The sequence below is a fragment of the Pseudocitrobacter faecalis genome (assembly GCF_965231525.1).
Classification (GTDB): Bacteria; Pseudomonadota; Gammaproteobacteria; order Enterobacterales; family Enterobacteriaceae; genus Pseudocitrobacter; species Pseudocitrobacter faecalis.
On record NZ_CBDDNJ010000002.1, the window covers coordinates 1,039,529 to 1,055,667 of the forward strand.

The following is a 16,139-nucleotide window of genomic DNA, read 5'->3' on the forward strand; positions in this document are numbered from 1 at the left end:
CATGTGTGGAGATTTGATAAATGAAGCTGATGTTTGCATCGGACATTCATGGTTCTCTGCCCGCGACTGGACGCGTATTGTCACTCTTTGCACAAAGCGGTGCCCGCTGGTTGGTTATCCTTGGCGATATCCTCTATCACGGGCCGCGTAATGCATTGCCTGAAGGCTACGCGCCGGCGCAGGTAGCCGAACGCCTCAATCCGCTGGCGAGCCAGATTATTGCCGTTCGCGGCAACTGCGACAGCGAAGTTGACCAGATGCTGTTGCACTTTCCCATCACAGCGCCCTGGCAGCAGATCCTGACAGAAAATCAGCGCTTGTTTCTGACGCACGGTCATCTCTATGGCCCCGATAACCTCCCGCCGCTGGCGGCAGGCGATGTGCTGGTCTCCGGGCATACGCATCTTCCGGTTGCCGAGAAGCGAGGTGAGATTTTCCTGTTTAATCCCGGTTCGGTCAGTATTCCGAAAGGCGGAAATGTCGCCAGTTACGGCATGCTGGATGGCGATAAATTGCAAGTTTTCGCACTCAATGATCAACAGGTTATTGCAGAGGTTGTGATTAACCCGTAATTTAGCCGACAAACGTAAAATGCGCCGCAAGAGCGCTCCTGGAGAAGGTTTTCTGATGGTCGAGCAGAATCATTTGGCAAGCACGGAATGGGTAGATATCGTCAACGAAGACAATGAGGTTATCGCGCAGGCCAGCCGTGAACAGATGCGGGCTCAATGTCTGCGTCATCGTGCTACTTATATTGTCGTTCATGACGGTATGGGCAAGATACTGGTGCAGCGTCGCACCGATACCAAAGATTACCAACCTGGCTTGCTGGATGCGACGGCAGGCGGTGTGGTGCAGTCTGATGAGCAGATGCTGGACTCCGCGCGTCGCGAAGCAGAAGAAGAGCTTGGCATTGCCGGTGTGCCGTTTGCCGACCATGGGCAGTTCTACTTTGAAGATAAACACTGCCGCGTTTGGGGAAGCTTGTTCAGTTGCGTGTCGCACGGGCCGTTTGCATTGCAGGAAGAAGAGGTCAGCGAAGTGTGCTGGCTGACGCCGGAAGAGATCACCGCCCGCTGTGACGAGTTTACCGCAGACTCGCTAAAAGCGCTGGCGCTGTGGATGAGCCGCAATGCGAAGAATCAGTCGCATGAGCCTGAAACGGCTGACAAAGAGTAGCGTACGGCAAATGTGATGGCGTCTCGCGCCCATAAAAAAATCCAGAGGTTTACACCCCTGGATTTTTTTTCGCCCCGGTGAAGGGGCGGCAGACTATATTAGTCCTGCTGAGCCGACTGAATCGCGGTCAGCGCGATGGTGTAGACGATATCGTCAACCAGTGCGCCACGAGACAGGTCGTTAACCGGTTTGCGCATGCCTTGCAGCATCGGCCCGATAGAGATCAGGTCGGCAGAACGCTGAACCGCTTTATAGGTGGTGTTACCGGTGTTCAGATCCGGGAAGATGAACACGGTAGCGCGACCGGCAACCGGGGAGTTCGGCGCTTTAGATTTCGCAACGTCAGCCATCACAGCGGCGTCATACTGCAGCGGGCCGTCGATCATCAGGTCAGGACGTTTTTCCTGCGCCAGACGAGTCGCTTCGCGAACTTTCTCTACGTCGCTACCTGCACCAGAGGTACCGGTGGAGTAGGAGAGCATCGCAACGCGCGGTTCGATACCAAATGCAGTAGCGGAATCAGCGGACTGAATCGCGATTTCTGCCAGTTGTTCAGCGGTCGGATCCGGGTTGATCGCGCAGTCACCGTAAACATAAACCTGTTCTGGCAGCAGCATGAAGAACACAGAGGAAACCAGCGAGCTGCCTGGCGCAGTTTTGATAAGCTGCAGCGGCGGACGGATGGTGTTCGCAGTCGTGTGAACGGCACCGGAAACCAGGCCGTCAACGTCGTCCTGCTCCAGCATCAGGGTACCAAGAACCACGTTGTCTTCCAGCTGTTCGCGGGCAACGGTTTCGGTCATGCCTTTGTTTTTACGCAGTTCAACCAGACGCGCAACATAGCTTTCGCGAACCACATCCGGGTCAACGATTTCTACACCAGCGCCCAGTTCAACGCCCTGCGCTGCAGCAACACGGTTGATTTCATCCGGGTTACCCAGCAGCACGCAGGTTGCGATACCACGCTCAGCACAGATAGCAGCCGCTTTAACGGTACGCGGTTCGTCGCCTTCAGGCAGAACAACACGTTTACCGGCTTTACGCGCCAGCTCGGTGAGCTGATAACGGAATGCCGGCGGAGACAGACGGCGGCTGCGCTCGGAGGTCGCGGTCAGAGACTCGATCCAGTCAGCGTTGATGTAGTTAGCAACGTATTCCTGAACTTTCTCAATACGCTCGTGATCGTCAACCGGGACTTCCAGGTTGAAGCTCTGCAGGCTCAGAGAGGTCTGCCAGGTGTTGGTGTTCACCATGAATACCGGCAGGCCAGTCGCGAAGGCACGTTCGCACAGTTTGCTGATGCGTGCGTCCATTTCATAGCCACCGGTCAGAACCAGCGCGCCGATCTCAACGCCGTTCATGGCTGCGAGACAAGCGGCAACCAGAACGTCAGGACGGTCTGCGGAGGTCACCAGCAGTGAACCCGGACGGAAGTGTTCCAGCATGTGCGGGATGCTACGTGCACAGAAGGTCACGGATTTCACGCGGCGGGTCTTGATGTCGCCTTCATTGATGATGGTCGCGTTCAGGTGACGCGCCATGTCGATTGCGCGCGTCGCGATCAGATCGAAACTCCACGGAATCGCGCCCAGAACCGGCAGAGAGCTGGCAGAGCTCAACTTAGCAGGATCGACTTTAATCACTTTTGCCGTGGTGGAGTCGTCGAAGATTTCGGACAGATCCGGGCGAGTACGGCCCTGTTCATCAACCGGGGCATTCAGTTTGTTAACGATAACGCCGGTGATGTTGGTGTTTTTCGCGCCGCCGAAGCTGCTGCGAGTCAGCTCAATGCGTTCGTTGATCTGTTCCTGGGTATCAGTACCCTGAGACATCACAAAGACGATTTCTGCATTCAGCGTTTTAGCGATTTCATAGTTCAGAGACTGAGCAAACTGATGTTTGCGCGTCGGCACTAAACCTTCAACCAGAACCACTTCCGCGTCTTTGGTGTTCGCGTGGTAGTTAGCGATGATCTCTTCCATCAGCACATCTTTCTGATTGCTGGACAGCAGAGTCTCAACGTGGCTCATCTTCAGCGGTTCAGCCGCCGGGATAGCAGAGTTCGCACGCACGATAGTGGTGGTCTGGTCTGGTGCATCGCCACCGGTACGCGGTTGAGCGATAGGTTTGAAGACGCTCAGACGAACGCCTTTACGTTCCATAGCACGGATGACGCCCAGGCTGACGCTGGTCAGGCCGACGCTGGTTCCGGTAGGAATAAGCATGATAATACGGGACACGGTTTATCCTCTTTTGCTCGTTGCCGCCGATTTGGGCGGGCACAAAACAGCACCGCCAGCATTGCTGGCGGTGTGGAATCAGGCGGTCAGACGGCAGGCGTCTTGCGCGATAACCAGCTCTTCGTTGGTCGGGATCACAACAGCAGGGCGGGTGCCTTCTTTGTTGATGAAACCAGATTTACCGAAACGTGCAGCCAGGTTACGTTCGTGATCAACTTCGAAGCCCAGAACGCCCAGTTTACCCAGGGAGAGTTCGCGAACCATCGCGGCGTTTTCACCGATACCACCGGTGAAGACAACAGCGTCCAGACGACCGTCCATCAGTGCAGTGTAAGAACCGATGTATTTCGCCAGACGGTGGCAGTAAACGTCCATTGCACGTTTAGCGTCTGCTTTCTCCTGGTAGTTGTCTTCAACATAACGGCAGTCGCTGGTGACTTCGGTCAGACCCAGCAGGCCAGACTCTTTGGTCAGCATTTTGTTGATAGCGTCAACGCTCATGCCCAGGGTGTCGTGCAGGTGGAAGATGATAGCCGGGTCGATGTCGCCAGAGCGCGTACCCATAACCAGACCTTCCAGCGGCGTCAGACCCATAGAGGTGTCAACGCATTTGCCGTTACGGATTGCAGAAACAGAACCACCGTTGCCCAGGTGGCAGGTGATGATGTTCAGTTCTTCAACCGGTTTGTTCAGCATTTTGGCCGCTTCCTGAGTCACGAAGAAGTGGCTGGTGCCGTGCGCGCCGTAGCGACGAACGCCATGCTCTTTGTACAAGCTGTACGGCAGAGCATAAAGGTAAGATTCTTCCGGCATGGTCTGATGGAACGCGGTGTCGAATACAGCCACGTTTTTGTCTTTCAGATTCGGGAAGGATTTCAGCGCTTCGGCGATACCGATCAGGTGAGCCGGGTTATGCAGCGGAGCAAAAGAGGCGGAGTCTTTGATGCCCTGGATGACGGATTCGTCGATAACAACGGAGCTGGTGTACTTCTCGCCGCCGTGTACGATACGGTGACCAATCGCAGTCAGCTGTGCAGACAGTTCTGGTTTTTGTGCCAGAATAGTGTTAACGATAAAGTTCAGCGCTTCACTGTGAGCGGCGCCTGCACCTAAAGCCGCTTCTTGTTTGCTGCCGTCCATTTTCCATTTGATACGTGCTTCAGGAAGATGGAAACATTCGGCCAAACCAGAGAGGTACTCGTCACCGTTCAGTGCATCGATGATGGCAAATTTCAGTGAGGAGCTACCGCAGTTCAGAACCAGTACTAACTTACTCGACATGGAAGTACCTATTTATGATACGTGGCTAAAAAAACGTCAGGAGTCACAAAGCGTAGCGCAGGATGAAGCTGACATTTATGATTAACATCATGCCTGAATCGATTTTGAGGCAGGATGAAAGAAATACATATTGATTCTAAGTCATTTTGCATATTTTTCAGCCAATGGCAGAATATGCGATAATTTGACGGACTGGACGAGATAGACTAGCCCTCATCTCAGGCTGGCACAGGATACCCGATTGCAGGGTGTATGCCAAAATGTTTTGAACGTTGTCATACCCAGTTGTGGATTTGCACGAATTTTTTAATTTTTATATGTGAAGTTGAGGTAAGCCATGTCGACGCCCGAAAATCGCTCGGTCAGTTTTTTTAGTTTGTTCCGCCGGGGGCAGCACTACTCTAAGACGTGGCCGCTGGAAAAACGCCTCGCGCCGGTATTTATCGAAAACCGCGCCATCCGTATCACTCGCCACGCAATCCGCTTTATGCCGCCGGTAGCGGTCTTTACGCTGTGCTGGCAAATTGCCCTGGGTGGGCAACTTGGCCCGGCCGTCGCTACCGCGCTGTTTGCCCTGAGCCTGCCAATGCAGGGTTTATGGTGGTTGGGAAAACGCTCTGTTACGCCGTTGCCGCCGTCCACCTTGCAGTGGTTTTACGAAGTGCGGGGAAAATTGCAGGAGGCCGGGCAAGCGCTGGCCCCGGTCGAAGGCAAGCCCGATTATCAGGCATTGGCTGACACGCTTAAGCGCGCCTTCAAACAACTGGATAAAACTTTCCTTGATGATTTGTAATTAACCATCAAAAACGCATATAAAAGAAGGCACAACGTTTGTGTCTTTTTTTATGCTGCAAAGCGCAACAGGAGTCGTAAAAATGGAAATGACCCATGCTCAACGTCTGATTTTGTCCAATCAATACAAAATGATGACTATGCTTGATCCCGATAACGCGGAACGCTATCGCCGTCTGCAGACCATCATCGAGCGCGGTTTTGGCCTGCAAATGCGCGAACTGGATCGCGACTTCGGTGAGTTAAAAGAAGAAACCTGCCGCATTGTTATCGACATCATGGAGATGTATCACGCGCTGCACGTCTCATGGACCAACCTGAAAGACGCCGACACCATCGATGAACGTCGCGTCACCTTCCTGGGCTTTGACGCGGCGACTGAAGCCCGCTTCCTGAGCTATGTCCGCTTCATGGTCAATGTTGAAGGCCGCTATACCCATTTCGACGCGGGTACGCACGGCTTTAACGCTCAGACCCCAATGTGGGATAAGTATCAGCGCATGCTGAACGTGTGGCACTCCTGCCCGCGCCAGTACCACCTGAGCAGCAACGAAATTAATCAAATCATCAACGCCTGATGGAGGCGCCTGTGCAGTGTAAAGGTTTTCTGTTTGATCTGGACGGTACGCTGGTGGATTCTCTGCCAGTGGTGGAACGCTCATGGTGCAGTTGGGGCGATCGCTTCGGGATCCCGCACGATGAGATCCTCGGTTTTATCCACGGTAAACAAGCGATCACCTCGCTGCGCCACTTTATGCCGGGGCAATCTGAAGAGGCGATTCAGGCTGAGTTCACCCGCCTTGAGCAGATTGAAGCCAGCGATACGGACGGCGTGATTGCACTGCCAGGCGCGCTTGAGTTGCTCGAAACGCTGAACGCGAACCATATTCCGTGGGCGATTGTTACTTCGGGTTCCATCCCGGTCGCGCATGCTCGCCACAAAGCGGCGGGGCTGCCGATGCCGGAGGTGTTTGTCACTGCCGAGCGCGTGAAGCGCGGCAAGCCAGAGCCGGATGCGTATCTGCTGGGCGCGGAGCTGTTAGGGCTCGCTCCGCAGGATTGCACGGTTGTGGAGGACGCCGCGGCGGGTGTGCTCTCCGGGTTGGCGGCGGGGTGTCATGTTATTGCGGTTAACGTCCCGGCAGATGCGCCACGTCTTAACGAAGCCGATTTTGTCCTGACGACGCTTGATGTGCTCAATATTGTTAAACAGCCCGACGGTACTGTAGACGTTACGTTAAAAGCATAATCTTATGATTTGGCCCCGTATTCATGGGGCTTTTTTCTGCCATCATGCCAATACTTATCACTTATCTTTCTGACAAGGATGTGTTTTGAACGGTGAATTGATTTGGGTGCTCTCTTTACTGGCTATCGCGGTTGTGATGTTCGCGATGGGCAAAGTGCGCATGGATGCTATCGCGCTGTTGGTCATTGTGGCCTTCGTCTTAAGTGGCACCTTAACTCTCAGCGAAGCCTTTTCTGGTTTTAGCGATCCCAACGTTATTCTGATTGCCGCCCTTTTTATCATCGGCGATGGCCTGGTGCGTACCGGCGTGGCCACCAAGATGGGGGCGTGGCTGGTTCAGGTTGCTGGCAGCAGCGAAACCAAGATGCTGGTCTATCTGATGCTCACCGTAGCCGGTCTCGGCGCGTTTATGAGTTCGACCGGCGTGGTGGCTATCTTTATTCCCGTCGTCCTCAGTGTATCCCTGCGTATGAATATCTCGCCGTCGCGCCTGATGATGCCGCTCAGTTTTGCCGGGCTTATCAGCGGAATGATGACACTGGTGGCAACGCCGCCGAACCTGGTGGTTAACAGTGAATTACTGCGTGAAGGGCTGCACGGCTTTGGTTTCTTCAGCGTCACGCCGATAGGCCTGGTCGTGCTGCTGCTCGGCATCGTTTATATGCTGCTGATGCGCTTTATGTTCAAAGGCGAAGACCCGTCATCGTCCCGCGATGGCGGTAAACGCAGCTCGTTTCGCGACCTCATCAAAGCCTACCGTCTGACCGGGCGCGCACGTCGGCTGGCGATTCGCCCCGGCTCGCCAATGATTGGTCAGCGACTCGATGACCTGAAACTGCGTGAACGCTACGGCGCGAACGTTATCGGCGTTGAGCGCTGGCGTCGTTTTCGCCGGGTAATCGTGAACGTTAACGGGGTATCGGAATTCCGCGCGCGCGATGTGCTGCTGATTGATATGTCCGCGGCAGACGTTGACCTGCGTGAGTTTTGCGCCGAGCAGATGCTTGAGCCGATGGTGCTGCGCGGCGAATACTTTGCCGATCAGGCGCTGGATGTGGGGATGGCGGAAGTCTCGCTGATCCCGGAGTCGGAACTGCTGGGGAAAACGGTGCGCGAAATTGCGTTTCGTACCCGTTATGGTCTGAATGTCGTGGGGATGAAACGTAACGGCGAAGCGCTGGACGGCTCGGTGGTGGATATCCCGCTGGAACTTGGCGATATCGTACTGGTGGTGGGGAACTGGAAACTCATCAATCAACTGGCGCAGAAAGGGCGCGACTTCGTGGTGCTTAACCTGCCGGTTGAAGTGAGCGACGCCTCGCCTGCGCACAGTCAGGCTCCGCATGCGATTTTCTGCCTGGTGCTGATGGTTGCTTTAATGCTGACAGATGAAATTTCCAACCCCATTGCGGCGATCATCGCCTGCCTGCTGATGGGGAAATTCCGCTGCATTGATGCGCAAAGCGCCTATAAATCGATCCACTGGCCGAGCATCATTTTGATTGTGGGGATGATGCCGTTCGCGCTGGCGCTGCAAAAAACCGGCGGTGTTGATTTGGTGGTGAAAGGGCTGATGGATATCGGCGGCGGGCAGGGGCCTTACCTGATGCTGGGCTGTCTGTTTGTGATGTGTGCGACTATCGGGTTGTTTATTTCTAACACCGCAACGGCGGTATTGATGGCGCCGATTGCGCTGGCGACAGCGAAATCAATGGGGGTTTCACCTTATCCGTTCGCCATGGTCGTCGCGATGGCGGCCTCGGCGGCCTTTATGACGCCGGTTTCATCGCCGGTGAACACGCTGGTGCTGGGGCCGGGGAAATATAGCTTCAGTGATTTCGTGAAGATCGGTGTACCTTTCACCATTCTGGTGATGATTGTCAGCGTGCTGCTGATACCGGTATTGTTCCCGTTTTAAGTGGCTATTGAGCCGGATGACGGATAAGCGCCATCCGGCAACAACAGGCCGCACTACAGCGGCGAATCGGTACTGATTTCGTCCAGCGACAAATGGAAGCTCGGTACAAACACCGCCATAAAATAATCCATCTCTTCACTACGCCGTTCGGACAGGGTTTTCTCCAGCCGACCTTTTGCCAGCAAAAATTCGTTATTTCCGGCCGATAACTCTTCCAGACATTTCAAATACGCGCACAATGCATCGGCTTGTTTAACCAGCGATTTCTCTTCCTCGCTGTATTGATGTTCATCGATCAGCGGCGCAAAGATATCCTGCAACTCTTCCGGCACCATCTCGACCAGCTTCTGCTGGGCAATCTTCTCAATAGCTTTATATTCCTGAGCGATTTGCGAGTTGAAGTATTTCACTGGCGTCGGTAAATCGCCGGTCAGGACTTCTGATGCATCGTGGTACATCGCCAGCAGTGCGATGCGTTCGGCGTTAACCTGCCCGCCAAATTTGCGGTTTTTAATTGCAGCCAGCGCGTGGGCAACCATCGCCACCTGCAAACTGTGTTCAGAGACGTTTTCCGTGCGCACGTTGCGCATCAATGGCCAGCGGTTGATTAACTTCAGGCGGGAGAGGTGGGCAAAAAAATGACTCTGATTCATAACGACCCTTACTCGGTAACATCAGTAAGGGTCATTGTGCGCTGAGATGAGGGCCGGATGCAAATCCGGCCAACGTCTTACGCCTGGCGGTAGCCCGACAGGAAGCGACCAAAGCGGGATATCGACATTTCCAGATCGTCAATGCGCGGCAGCGTGACGATACGCACGTGGTCCGGCCACGGCCAGTTAAAAGCCGTTCCCTGAACCAGCAGCACTTTTTCCTGTAGCAGGAAGTCGAGCACCATTTTCTGGTCGTCGTGAATGTTAAAGCGTTTCGCATCGATTTTCGGGAACATGTAGAGCGCGCCGTCAGGCTTCACACAGGACACGCCCGGGATCTCGTTAATCAGTTCCCACGCGCGGTTACGCTGTTCATACAGACGACCACCCGGTACGATAAATTCGCTGATGCTCTGATAACCGCCAAGCGCCGTCTGGATGGCGTGCTGCGCCGGAACGTTGGCACACAGACGCATTGAGGCCAGCATTTCCAGCCCTTCAATATAACCCTTCGCATGCTTTTTCGGCCCATTCAGTACCATCCAGCCCTGGCGGAAGCCTGCCACGCGATAGGTTTTTGACAAGCCGTTAAACGTTACGGTCAGCAAATCTGGGGCCAGTGCGGCGATAGAGTGGTGCTGAGCGTGATCGTAGAGGATCTTATCGTAGATTTCGTCAGCGAAGATGATCAGGTTATGTTCGCGGGCAAGCTCGACGATCTCCAGCAGCAGCTCTTTGGAATAGACCGCGCCGGTTGGGTTGTTCGGGTTGATGATCACAATGCCGCGGGTACGCGGGGTGATTTTAGCGCGTATATCAGCGAGATCCGGGAACCAGCCTGCGGATTCATCGCACAGATAGTGCACCGCATTGCCACCTGAAAGTGATACCGCAGCCGTCCATAACGGGTAATCTGGTGCCGGCACCAGCATTTCATCGCCGCTATTCAGTAAGGCCTGCATTGCCTGCACAATGAGTTCAGATACACCATTACCGATGTAAATATCTTCTACCGTCACGTCGCGCATGCCGCGTGCCTGGTAGTGTTGCATGATAGCTTTACGGGCCGAGTAGAGCCCTTTGGAGTCGCAATAACCTTGCGCCGTCGGCAGGTTGCGGATCACATCGACCAGAATTTCATCCGGCGCGTCGAACCCGAAGGGGGCCGGGTTGCCGATATTGAGCTTCAGAACCTTATTGCCTTCTTCTTCAAGGCGTTTGGCCTCTTTCAGAACCGGGCCACGGATGTCGTAACAGACGTTGTCTAACTTACTGGATTTTTCGATGGGGGACATGAACCTTTAACCTTTTAGCTGTTATCGCCACTCCCAGCCATGGAAGTCAGCTCGGAATAATGTACTCCGCATCACCGGTGTTTTGAAGGGTCAACAGGAGAAGATTTTGCCAGTGCTAATGTTGCAGCACATTCTATTTAACTATAATTAAGCGATATCACGGATTGTATGTTTTGTTAATTTATTGTTTGATAGCGTCATGTGTGGGAGGGTGGTGGAATGGCAGTTTTTTCAACTGATTAAAATCGAAGTTGTGAAGTCAGGCGGTAAACGTGTCGCGATATACTTTAGCAATGCTTTAGTAATATTAATTGTGAATGAATTCATGAAACATATACATCATGACTAATACATTTCGCTGTGAATTCAATGTTAATCATTGTTAATGAACGCTTCGGAGGGTCATTAATGTTTTATTTTAAATTGCAAAGTAATCCTTAAGAATTGTTAGTTTTATTAAAGCATTTTGATTTTAATGGAATTTTTGCCTAAAGATCTTACTTATTAATACTTATAAATATAATGGATTTAGGTTAGGATAATGATGTTATCGCGTGCATTCATTCATCATTCTTGTGAGTGATTATCGCTGCAAACAGACAACATGATGTTATTAAACAGTTTTTAATCATTCGTTTCCCTCCGGTATTATTGGGTAGTCAGCATTATATAGACTGGCCAGATAACCGGATTTTGAAAGAGCACACACAAAGGTACTGAGAAGAATAGTCTCACACCTGAAGATAAACACTTTATCGCAGAGGGGACTGTCACCCGATGGGAGGCAGACAATTTTAATGTAATACCGCTCCGTCAGGCAGTCATTCGGTTGCATCATGCCGAAGGATGGGCTTTTAAAAGGATGAGCCTGATTTCAGAGCGCGGCATCAACAAGGCAGGTTAGCCTTAGCGACCTGTAAGTGAATAAATATGATAAATGCAAATCGTCCGATACTTAATCTCGACCTCGATCTGCTGAGAACATTTGTTGCGGTCGCCGATTTAAGCACTTTTGCCGCAGCAGCAGCAGCCGTTTGTCGCACCCAATCCGCCGTTAGCCAGCAAATGCAGCGGCTGGAACAACTTGTCGGCAAAGAACTTTTTGCCCGTCATGGTCGTAATAAACTGTTAACCGAGCACGGTATCCAGTTATTAGGCTATGCACGTAAAATTCTGCGCTTTAATGATGAAGCCTGCACATCGCTGATGTTCAGTACGCTTCAGGGGCAACTGACGATTGGTTCCTCCGATGAATCAGCGGATACCATTCTGCCATTCCTGCTCAACCGTATTAGCTCCGCCTGGCCAAAGCTTGGGCTGGATGTGCGCGTTAAGCGACACGCGGATATGGCAGAAATGCTCCACAAGAATGAGGTCGACCTGGTACTCACCACGCATCGAATTGATGCGTTCCACTCGACGGTGTTACGCACCTCACCGACGCACTGGTACTGCGCCGCTGAATTCGCTCTGCGACCAGGAGAGCCCGTACCGCTGGTGTTGCTTGATGATCCAAGCCCGTTCCGCGATATGATCATCTCTACTTTGGATGCGGCAAATGTGCCGTGGCGACTGGCGTATGTGGCCTCTACTCCGTCAGCGGTACGCGCCGCGGTGAAGGCGGGACTCGGTGTGACGGCAAGGCCGGTCGAGATGATGAGTCCGGAACTGCGCGTGCTGGGTCGTGCCGATAAAATGCCGGTATTGCCAGATACCGAATATTTACTAAGCTGTAACGTGCAGAATCCAAATGAATTAATGCAGATGATCTTCCAGTCGGTTGAGACGAGCATCAAGCCCTGGACACAGAGCACGCTCTATACCCTGGAAGGGGGAGATAATTCCCATGCTGATGACGAGGTCATTGAGTAACAACCTCGCAGAAAACTGGTAACAAATTGTAAGTGTAAAAAAGAGTCACTGGCCAGCGAAAGTCAGCCAGTGGCTTTTTTTTCGCCTGCGCTAATGCTTTTGGCAATTAATGCTTTTTACTATTTGTAATACAATCAGTTAATTAAATGGTTTTTTGCCGCTATTTAGGTCAATTGTGATCCACTTTTAACATATCCTGCTAATGTTAAAAAACCGGGTGTTTTGTTGCTGTTTTTCAGGCTGAATTAACAGAACCGTGTCTTAGATCAAGAAAATACTCCTCCAGAGGGGGAGGAATCGTGTGAAATTCCTGTCAAAATAGAAGGGTACTAATTGTTATTGTTCGAAAACGGACACGATTCACCAGCACTCAATCCGGAGGGTGACATGAGTCGATATGCCGCAAAGGGCACGTAATGTTAATGAAATGGAATTGATGTAAATTAATGTGATGAAACCTTTGTTAAAGTTGACAAAAGGTTATCGAAAGGAGTAAAAAACCTCAAATTTTTTCGGTCTATGCTGTGATTCTGGCCGTTTTGCTGGTTTTTTAATCCTCCCCATGAATCAATGTAGCGTCCATCTGCCGGTAAGAGCAGACGTGGTTATGCTACCTATTTGGTAAAGCTGTGCGTATGTCAACATCCACTGAAATCATCGCTCATCACTGGGCATTCGCTATCTTTCTGGTCATTGCCATCGGCCTTTGCTGCCTCATGCTGATTGGCGGTTGGTATCTCGGCGGTCGCGCGCGCGCAAGAAGTAAAAACACGCCGTTTGAATCGGGTATCGATTCTGTCGGTACCGCACGCCTGCGCATGTCCGCGAAGTTTTATCTGGTCGCTATGTTCTTCGTCATCTTCGACGTGGAAGCGCTCTACCTTTTCGCCTGGTCAACGTCTATCCGCGAAAGTGGCTGGGTAGGGTTTATCGAAGCCGCAATTTTCATTTTGGTGCTACTGGCTGGTCTGGTTTACCTCGTTCGTGTTGGCGCACTTGACTGGACGCCTGCGCGTTCTCGCCGCACCCTGGTTAACTCTGATACTGACAGCGTCACTAACCGTAATACGCAGTAAAAGCGAGGCAATACGATGGATTATACGCTCACCCGCATAGATCCTAACGGTGAGAACGACCGTTATCCCCTGCAAAAACAGGAGATTGTTACCGATCCCCTGGAGCAGGAAGTTAACAAAAGCGTGTATATGGGCAAGCTCGAACACGCGATGCACGATATGGTCAACTGGGGTCGCAAAAACTCCATCTGGCCTTACAACTTTGGTCTCTCTTGCTGCTACGTTGAGATGGTGACGTCCTTCACTGCGGTGCATGACGTGGCGCGTTTCGGTGCGGAAGTGCTGCGTGCTTCTCCGCGTCAGGCTGACCTGATGGTGGTGGCGGGCACGTGCTTCACCAAGATGGCTCCGGTTATTCAGCGCCTGTACGAACAGATGCTGGAACCGAAGTGGGTTATCTCAATGGGCGCCTGCGCGAACTCTGGCGGTATGTATGACATTTACTCCGTTGTACAGGGCGTGGATAAGTTTATTCCGGTTGATGTTTACATCCCGGGCTGCCCACCGCGTCCGGAAGCCTATATGCAGGCGCTGATGCTGCTGCAGGAGTCAATCGGTAAAGAACGCCGCCCGTTGTCATGGGTAGTAGGCGATCAGGGCGTTTATCGCGCCAATATGCAGTCGGAACGCGAGCGTAAACGCGGCGAACGAATTGCAGTGACCAACCTGCGCACGCCTGACGAGATTTAATTTGCGCCTGCAGACGGGATAAAAACTTCGCAAATCAATCTACAACAGCGCGAAGCCTCGTCAGCAGTCACCACGGACCTTTTGCAATGGTGAACAATATGACCGATTTAACCGCGCATGACGCAGCCGGATGGCAAACCCGCGATCACCTTGATGATCCGGTCATCGGCGAACTGCGCAACCGTTTTGGGCCGGATGCTTTTACCGTTCAGGCGACCCGCACCGGGGTTCCCGTCGTTTGGGTCAAGCGCGAACAGCTGCTGGAAGTCGGCGACTTCCTGAAGAAACTGCCTAAGCCTTACGTCATGCTGTTTGATTTACATGGCATGGACGAACGTCTTCGCACGCACCGCCAGGGCTTACCCGCGGCGGATTTTTCCGTTTTCTACCATCTCATCTCCATTGAACGTAATAGCGATATTATGCTCAAGGTGGCGTTGTCTGAAAACGACCTGAACGTGCCGACCTTCACCAAACTCTTCCCTAACGCCAACTGGTATGAGCGTGAAACCTGGGAGATGTTTGGCATTACTTTTAACGGCCACCCGAATCTGCGTCGTATCATGATGCCGAATACCTGGGAAGGTCACCCGCTGCGTAAAGACTACCCGGCGCGCGCAACCGAATTCGATCCGTTTGAGCTGACTAAAGCCAAGCAGGATTTGGAAATGGAGGCGCTGACCTTCAAACCGGAAGAGTGGGGCATGAAGCGCGGTACCGAAAACGAGGACTTTATGTTCCTCAACCTCGGCCCGAACCACCCGTCTGCGCACGGTGCATTCCGTATTATCCTGCAGCTTGATGGCGAAGAGATCGTCGACTGTGTGCCTGACGTGGGTTACCACCACCGTGGCGCGGAGAAAATGGGCGAACGCCAGTCCTGGCACAGCTACATTCCGTATACCGACCGTATCGAATACCTCGGCGGCTGCGTAAACGAAATGCCGTATGTACTGGCCGTTGAAAAACTGGCGGGTATCACCGTGCCGGATCGTGTCAACGTAATCCGCGTGATGCTCTCCGAACTGTTCCGCATCAACAGCCACCTGCTGTACATCTCGACGTTTATTCAGGACGTCGGCGCGATGACACCGGTGTTCTTCGCCTTTACCGACCGTCAGAAAATTTACGATCTGGTAGAAGCGATTACCGGTTTCCGTATGCACCCGGCATGGTTCCGCATTGGCGGCGTCGCGCACGACCTGCCGAAAGGCTGGGATCGCCTGCTGCGTGAATTCCTGGAGTGGATGCCGAAGCGTCTCGACTCTTACGAGAAAGCCGCGCTGCGTAACACTATCCTGATTGGCCGCTCTAAAGGCGTTGCCGCCTATACCGCAAAAGAAGCGCTTGAGTGGGGCACCACCGGTGCTGGCCTGCGCGCGACCGGTATCGGCTTCGACGTGCGTAAATGGCGTCCATATTCTGGCTATGAAAACTTCGACTTTGAAATCCCGACCGGCGGTGGCGTTTCTGACTGCTACACCCGCGTGATGTTGAAAGTGGAAGAGCTGCGCCAGAGCCTGCGTATTCTTCAGCAGTGCCTCGACAACATGCCGGAAGGCCCGTTCAAAGCGGATCACCCGCTGACCACGCCGCCGCCGAAAGAGCGCACGCTGCAACATATCGAAACCCTGATCACCCACTTCCTGCAGGTTTCCTGGGGCCCGGTTATGCCGGCGCAGGAATCGTTCCAGATGGTGGAAGCGACCAAGGGTATTAACAGTTACTACCTGACCAGCGACGGCAGCACCATGAGCTACCGTACCCGTATCCGCACGCCGAGCTATGCGCATCTTCAGCAGATTCCGTCGGCTATCCGTGGCAGCCTGGTATCAGACCTTATCGTCTATCTGGGTAGTATCGATTTTGTTATGTCAGACGTGGACCGCTAATT

At 52.9% G+C, this 16,139-nt stretch carries 14 protein-coding genes; 10 read left to right on the forward strand and 4 right to left on the reverse strand.

The window, feature by feature from the left end; genetic code table 11:
- The first annotated feature begins 20 nt into the window (after nucleotides 1–20).
- Nucleotides 21–572, forward strand: coding sequence for a phosphodiesterase (gene yfcE, locus ACOXYR_RS05565; protein ID WP_421355487.1), 552 nt, complete (start codon nucleotides 21–23; stop codon nucleotides 570–572).
- Nucleotides 573–627: 55 nt separating this feature from the next.
- Nucleotides 628–1,179 (forward strand): NUDIX hydrolase YfcD, encoded by a 552-nt coding sequence (gene yfcD, locus ACOXYR_RS05570; RefSeq protein WP_108473583.1) that lies wholly within the window; start codon nucleotides 628–630, stop codon nucleotides 1,177–1,179.
- Nucleotides 1,180–1,277: 98 nt separating this feature from the next.
- Here yfcD and pta read toward each other — a convergent pair whose 3' ends face one another.
- Together pta and ackA are read right to left on the reverse strand one after the other, a co-directional pair.
- The gene (gene pta, locus ACOXYR_RS05575; RefSeq protein WP_108473584.1) at nucleotides 1,278–3,419 is read right to left on the reverse strand and encodes a phosphate acetyltransferase; all 2,142 of its coding nucleotides are present in this window, start codon (nucleotides 3,417–3,419) and stop codon (nucleotides 1,278–1,280) included.
- A 78-nt stretch (nucleotides 3,420–3,497) separates the two neighbouring features.
- Complete coding sequence (gene ackA, locus ACOXYR_RS05580) at nucleotides 3,498–4,700, reverse strand: acetate kinase (RefSeq protein ID WP_108473585.1); 1,203 nt, start codon at nucleotides 4,698–4,700, stop codon at nucleotides 3,498–3,500.
- 337 nt (nucleotides 4,701–5,037) lie between these two features.
- Here ackA and yfbV point away from each other — a divergent pair, with 337 nt between their 5' ends.
- The 4 genes from yfbV (at nucleotide 5,038) to ACOXYR_RS05600 (ending at nucleotide 8,659) form a co-directional block, all read left to right on the forward strand.
- Nucleotides 5,038–5,493, forward strand: coding sequence for a terminus macrodomain insulation protein YfbV (gene yfbV / locus ACOXYR_RS05585; protein WP_108473586.1), 456 nt, complete (start codon nucleotides 5,038–5,040; stop codon nucleotides 5,491–5,493).
- A gap of 82 nt (nucleotides 5,494–5,575) precedes the next feature.
- Nucleotides 5,576–6,070, forward strand: a complete 495-nt coding sequence (locus tag ACOXYR_RS05590; protein WP_015963646.1) for a YfbU family protein — start codon at nucleotides 5,576–5,578, stop codon at nucleotides 6,068–6,070.
- A gap of 11 nt (nucleotides 6,071–6,081) precedes the next feature.
- Nucleotides 6,082–6,741, forward strand: coding sequence for a sugar phosphatase (locus ACOXYR_RS05595; RefSeq protein WP_421355488.1), 660 nt, complete (start codon nucleotides 6,082–6,084; stop codon nucleotides 6,739–6,741).
- 85 nt (nucleotides 6,742–6,826) lie between these two features.
- Nucleotides 6,827–8,659: an SLC13 family permease gene (locus ACOXYR_RS05600; protein WP_421355489.1), complete on the forward strand. Its 1,833-nt coding sequence runs from the start codon at nucleotides 6,827–6,829 to the stop codon at nucleotides 8,657–8,659.
- A 53-nt stretch (nucleotides 8,660–8,712) separates the two neighbouring features.
- Here ACOXYR_RS05600 and yfbR read toward each other — a convergent pair whose 3' ends face one another.
- Both yfbR and alaA read right to left on the reverse strand, forming a co-directional pair.
- Nucleotides 8,713–9,312 carry a 5'-deoxynucleotidase gene (gene yfbR, locus ACOXYR_RS05605; RefSeq protein ID WP_108473588.1) on the reverse strand — a complete coding sequence of 200 codons (600 nt, stop codon included), beginning with the start codon at nucleotides 9,310–9,312 and terminating at the stop codon, nucleotides 8,713–8,715.
- 77 nt (nucleotides 9,313–9,389) lie between these two features.
- A complete protein-coding gene (gene alaA, locus ACOXYR_RS05610) occupies nucleotides 9,390–10,607 on the reverse strand; it encodes an alanine transaminase AlaA (protein ID WP_113857997.1) in 1,218 nt (405 codons plus the stop codon).
- 930 nt (nucleotides 10,608–11,537) lie between these two features.
- On the opposite strand from alaA, the gene lrhA reads away from it, so the two are divergent.
- The 4 genes from lrhA (at nucleotide 11,538) to nuoC (ending at nucleotide 16,137) form a co-directional block, all read left to right on the forward strand.
- Nucleotides 11,538–12,479 (forward strand): transcriptional regulator LrhA, encoded by a 942-nt coding sequence (lrhA, locus tag ACOXYR_RS05615; protein WP_108473590.1) that lies wholly within the window; start codon nucleotides 11,538–11,540, stop codon nucleotides 12,477–12,479.
- Between the two features lie 629 nt (nucleotides 12,480–13,108).
- Nucleotides 13,109–13,555, forward strand: coding sequence for an NADH-quinone oxidoreductase subunit NuoA (gene nuoA, locus ACOXYR_RS05620; protein ID WP_108473591.1), 447 nt, complete (start codon nucleotides 13,109–13,111; stop codon nucleotides 13,553–13,555).
- Nucleotides 13,556–13,570: 15 nt separating this feature from the next.
- Nucleotides 13,571–14,245, forward strand: a complete 675-nt coding sequence (nuoB, locus tag ACOXYR_RS05625; protein WP_015963653.1) for an NADH-quinone oxidoreductase subunit NuoB — start codon at nucleotides 13,571–13,573, stop codon at nucleotides 14,243–14,245.
- A gap of 86 nt (nucleotides 14,246–14,331) precedes the next feature.
- On the forward strand, nucleotides 14,332–16,137 hold the full coding sequence (nuoC, locus tag ACOXYR_RS05630; protein WP_350436475.1) for an NADH-quinone oxidoreductase subunit C/D: 1,806 nt from the start codon (nucleotides 14,332–14,334) through the stop codon (nucleotides 16,135–16,137).
- Nucleotides 16,138–16,139: the final 2 nt, after the last annotated feature.

Coding starts and splice junctions, on each gene's coding strand:
- yfcE (WP_421355487.1), top strand. CDS start 21: ATGAAGCTGATGTTTGCATCGGACATTCATGGTTCTCTGCCCGCGACT.
- yfcD (WP_108473583.1), top strand. CDS start 628: ATGGTCGAGCAGAATCATTTGGCAAGCACGGAATGGGTAGATATCGTC.
- ackA (WP_108473585.1), bottom strand. CDS start 4,700: ATGTCGAGTAAGTTAGTACTGGTTCTGAACTGCGGTAGCTCCTCACTG.
- yfbV (WP_108473586.1), top strand. CDS start 5,038: ATGTCGACGCCCGAAAATCGCTCGGTCAGTTTTTTTAGTTTGTTCCGC.
- ACOXYR_RS05590 (WP_015963646.1), top strand. CDS start 5,576: ATGGAAATGACCCATGCTCAACGTCTGATTTTGTCCAATCAATACAAA.
- yfbR (WP_108473588.1), bottom strand. CDS start 9,312: ATGAATCAGAGTCATTTTTTTGCCCACCTCTCCCGCCTGAAGTTAATC.
- alaA (WP_113857997.1), bottom strand. CDS start 10,607: ATGTCCCCCATCGAAAAATCCAGTAAGTTAGACAACGTCTGTTACGAC.
- lrhA (WP_108473590.1), top strand. CDS start 11,538: ATGATAAATGCAAATCGTCCGATACTTAATCTCGACCTCGATCTGCTG.
- nuoB (WP_015963653.1), top strand. CDS start 13,571: ATGGATTATACGCTCACCCGCATAGATCCTAACGGTGAGAACGACCGT.
- nuoC (WP_350436475.1), top strand. CDS start 14,332: ATGGTGAACAATATGACCGATTTAACCGCGCATGACGCAGCCGGATGG.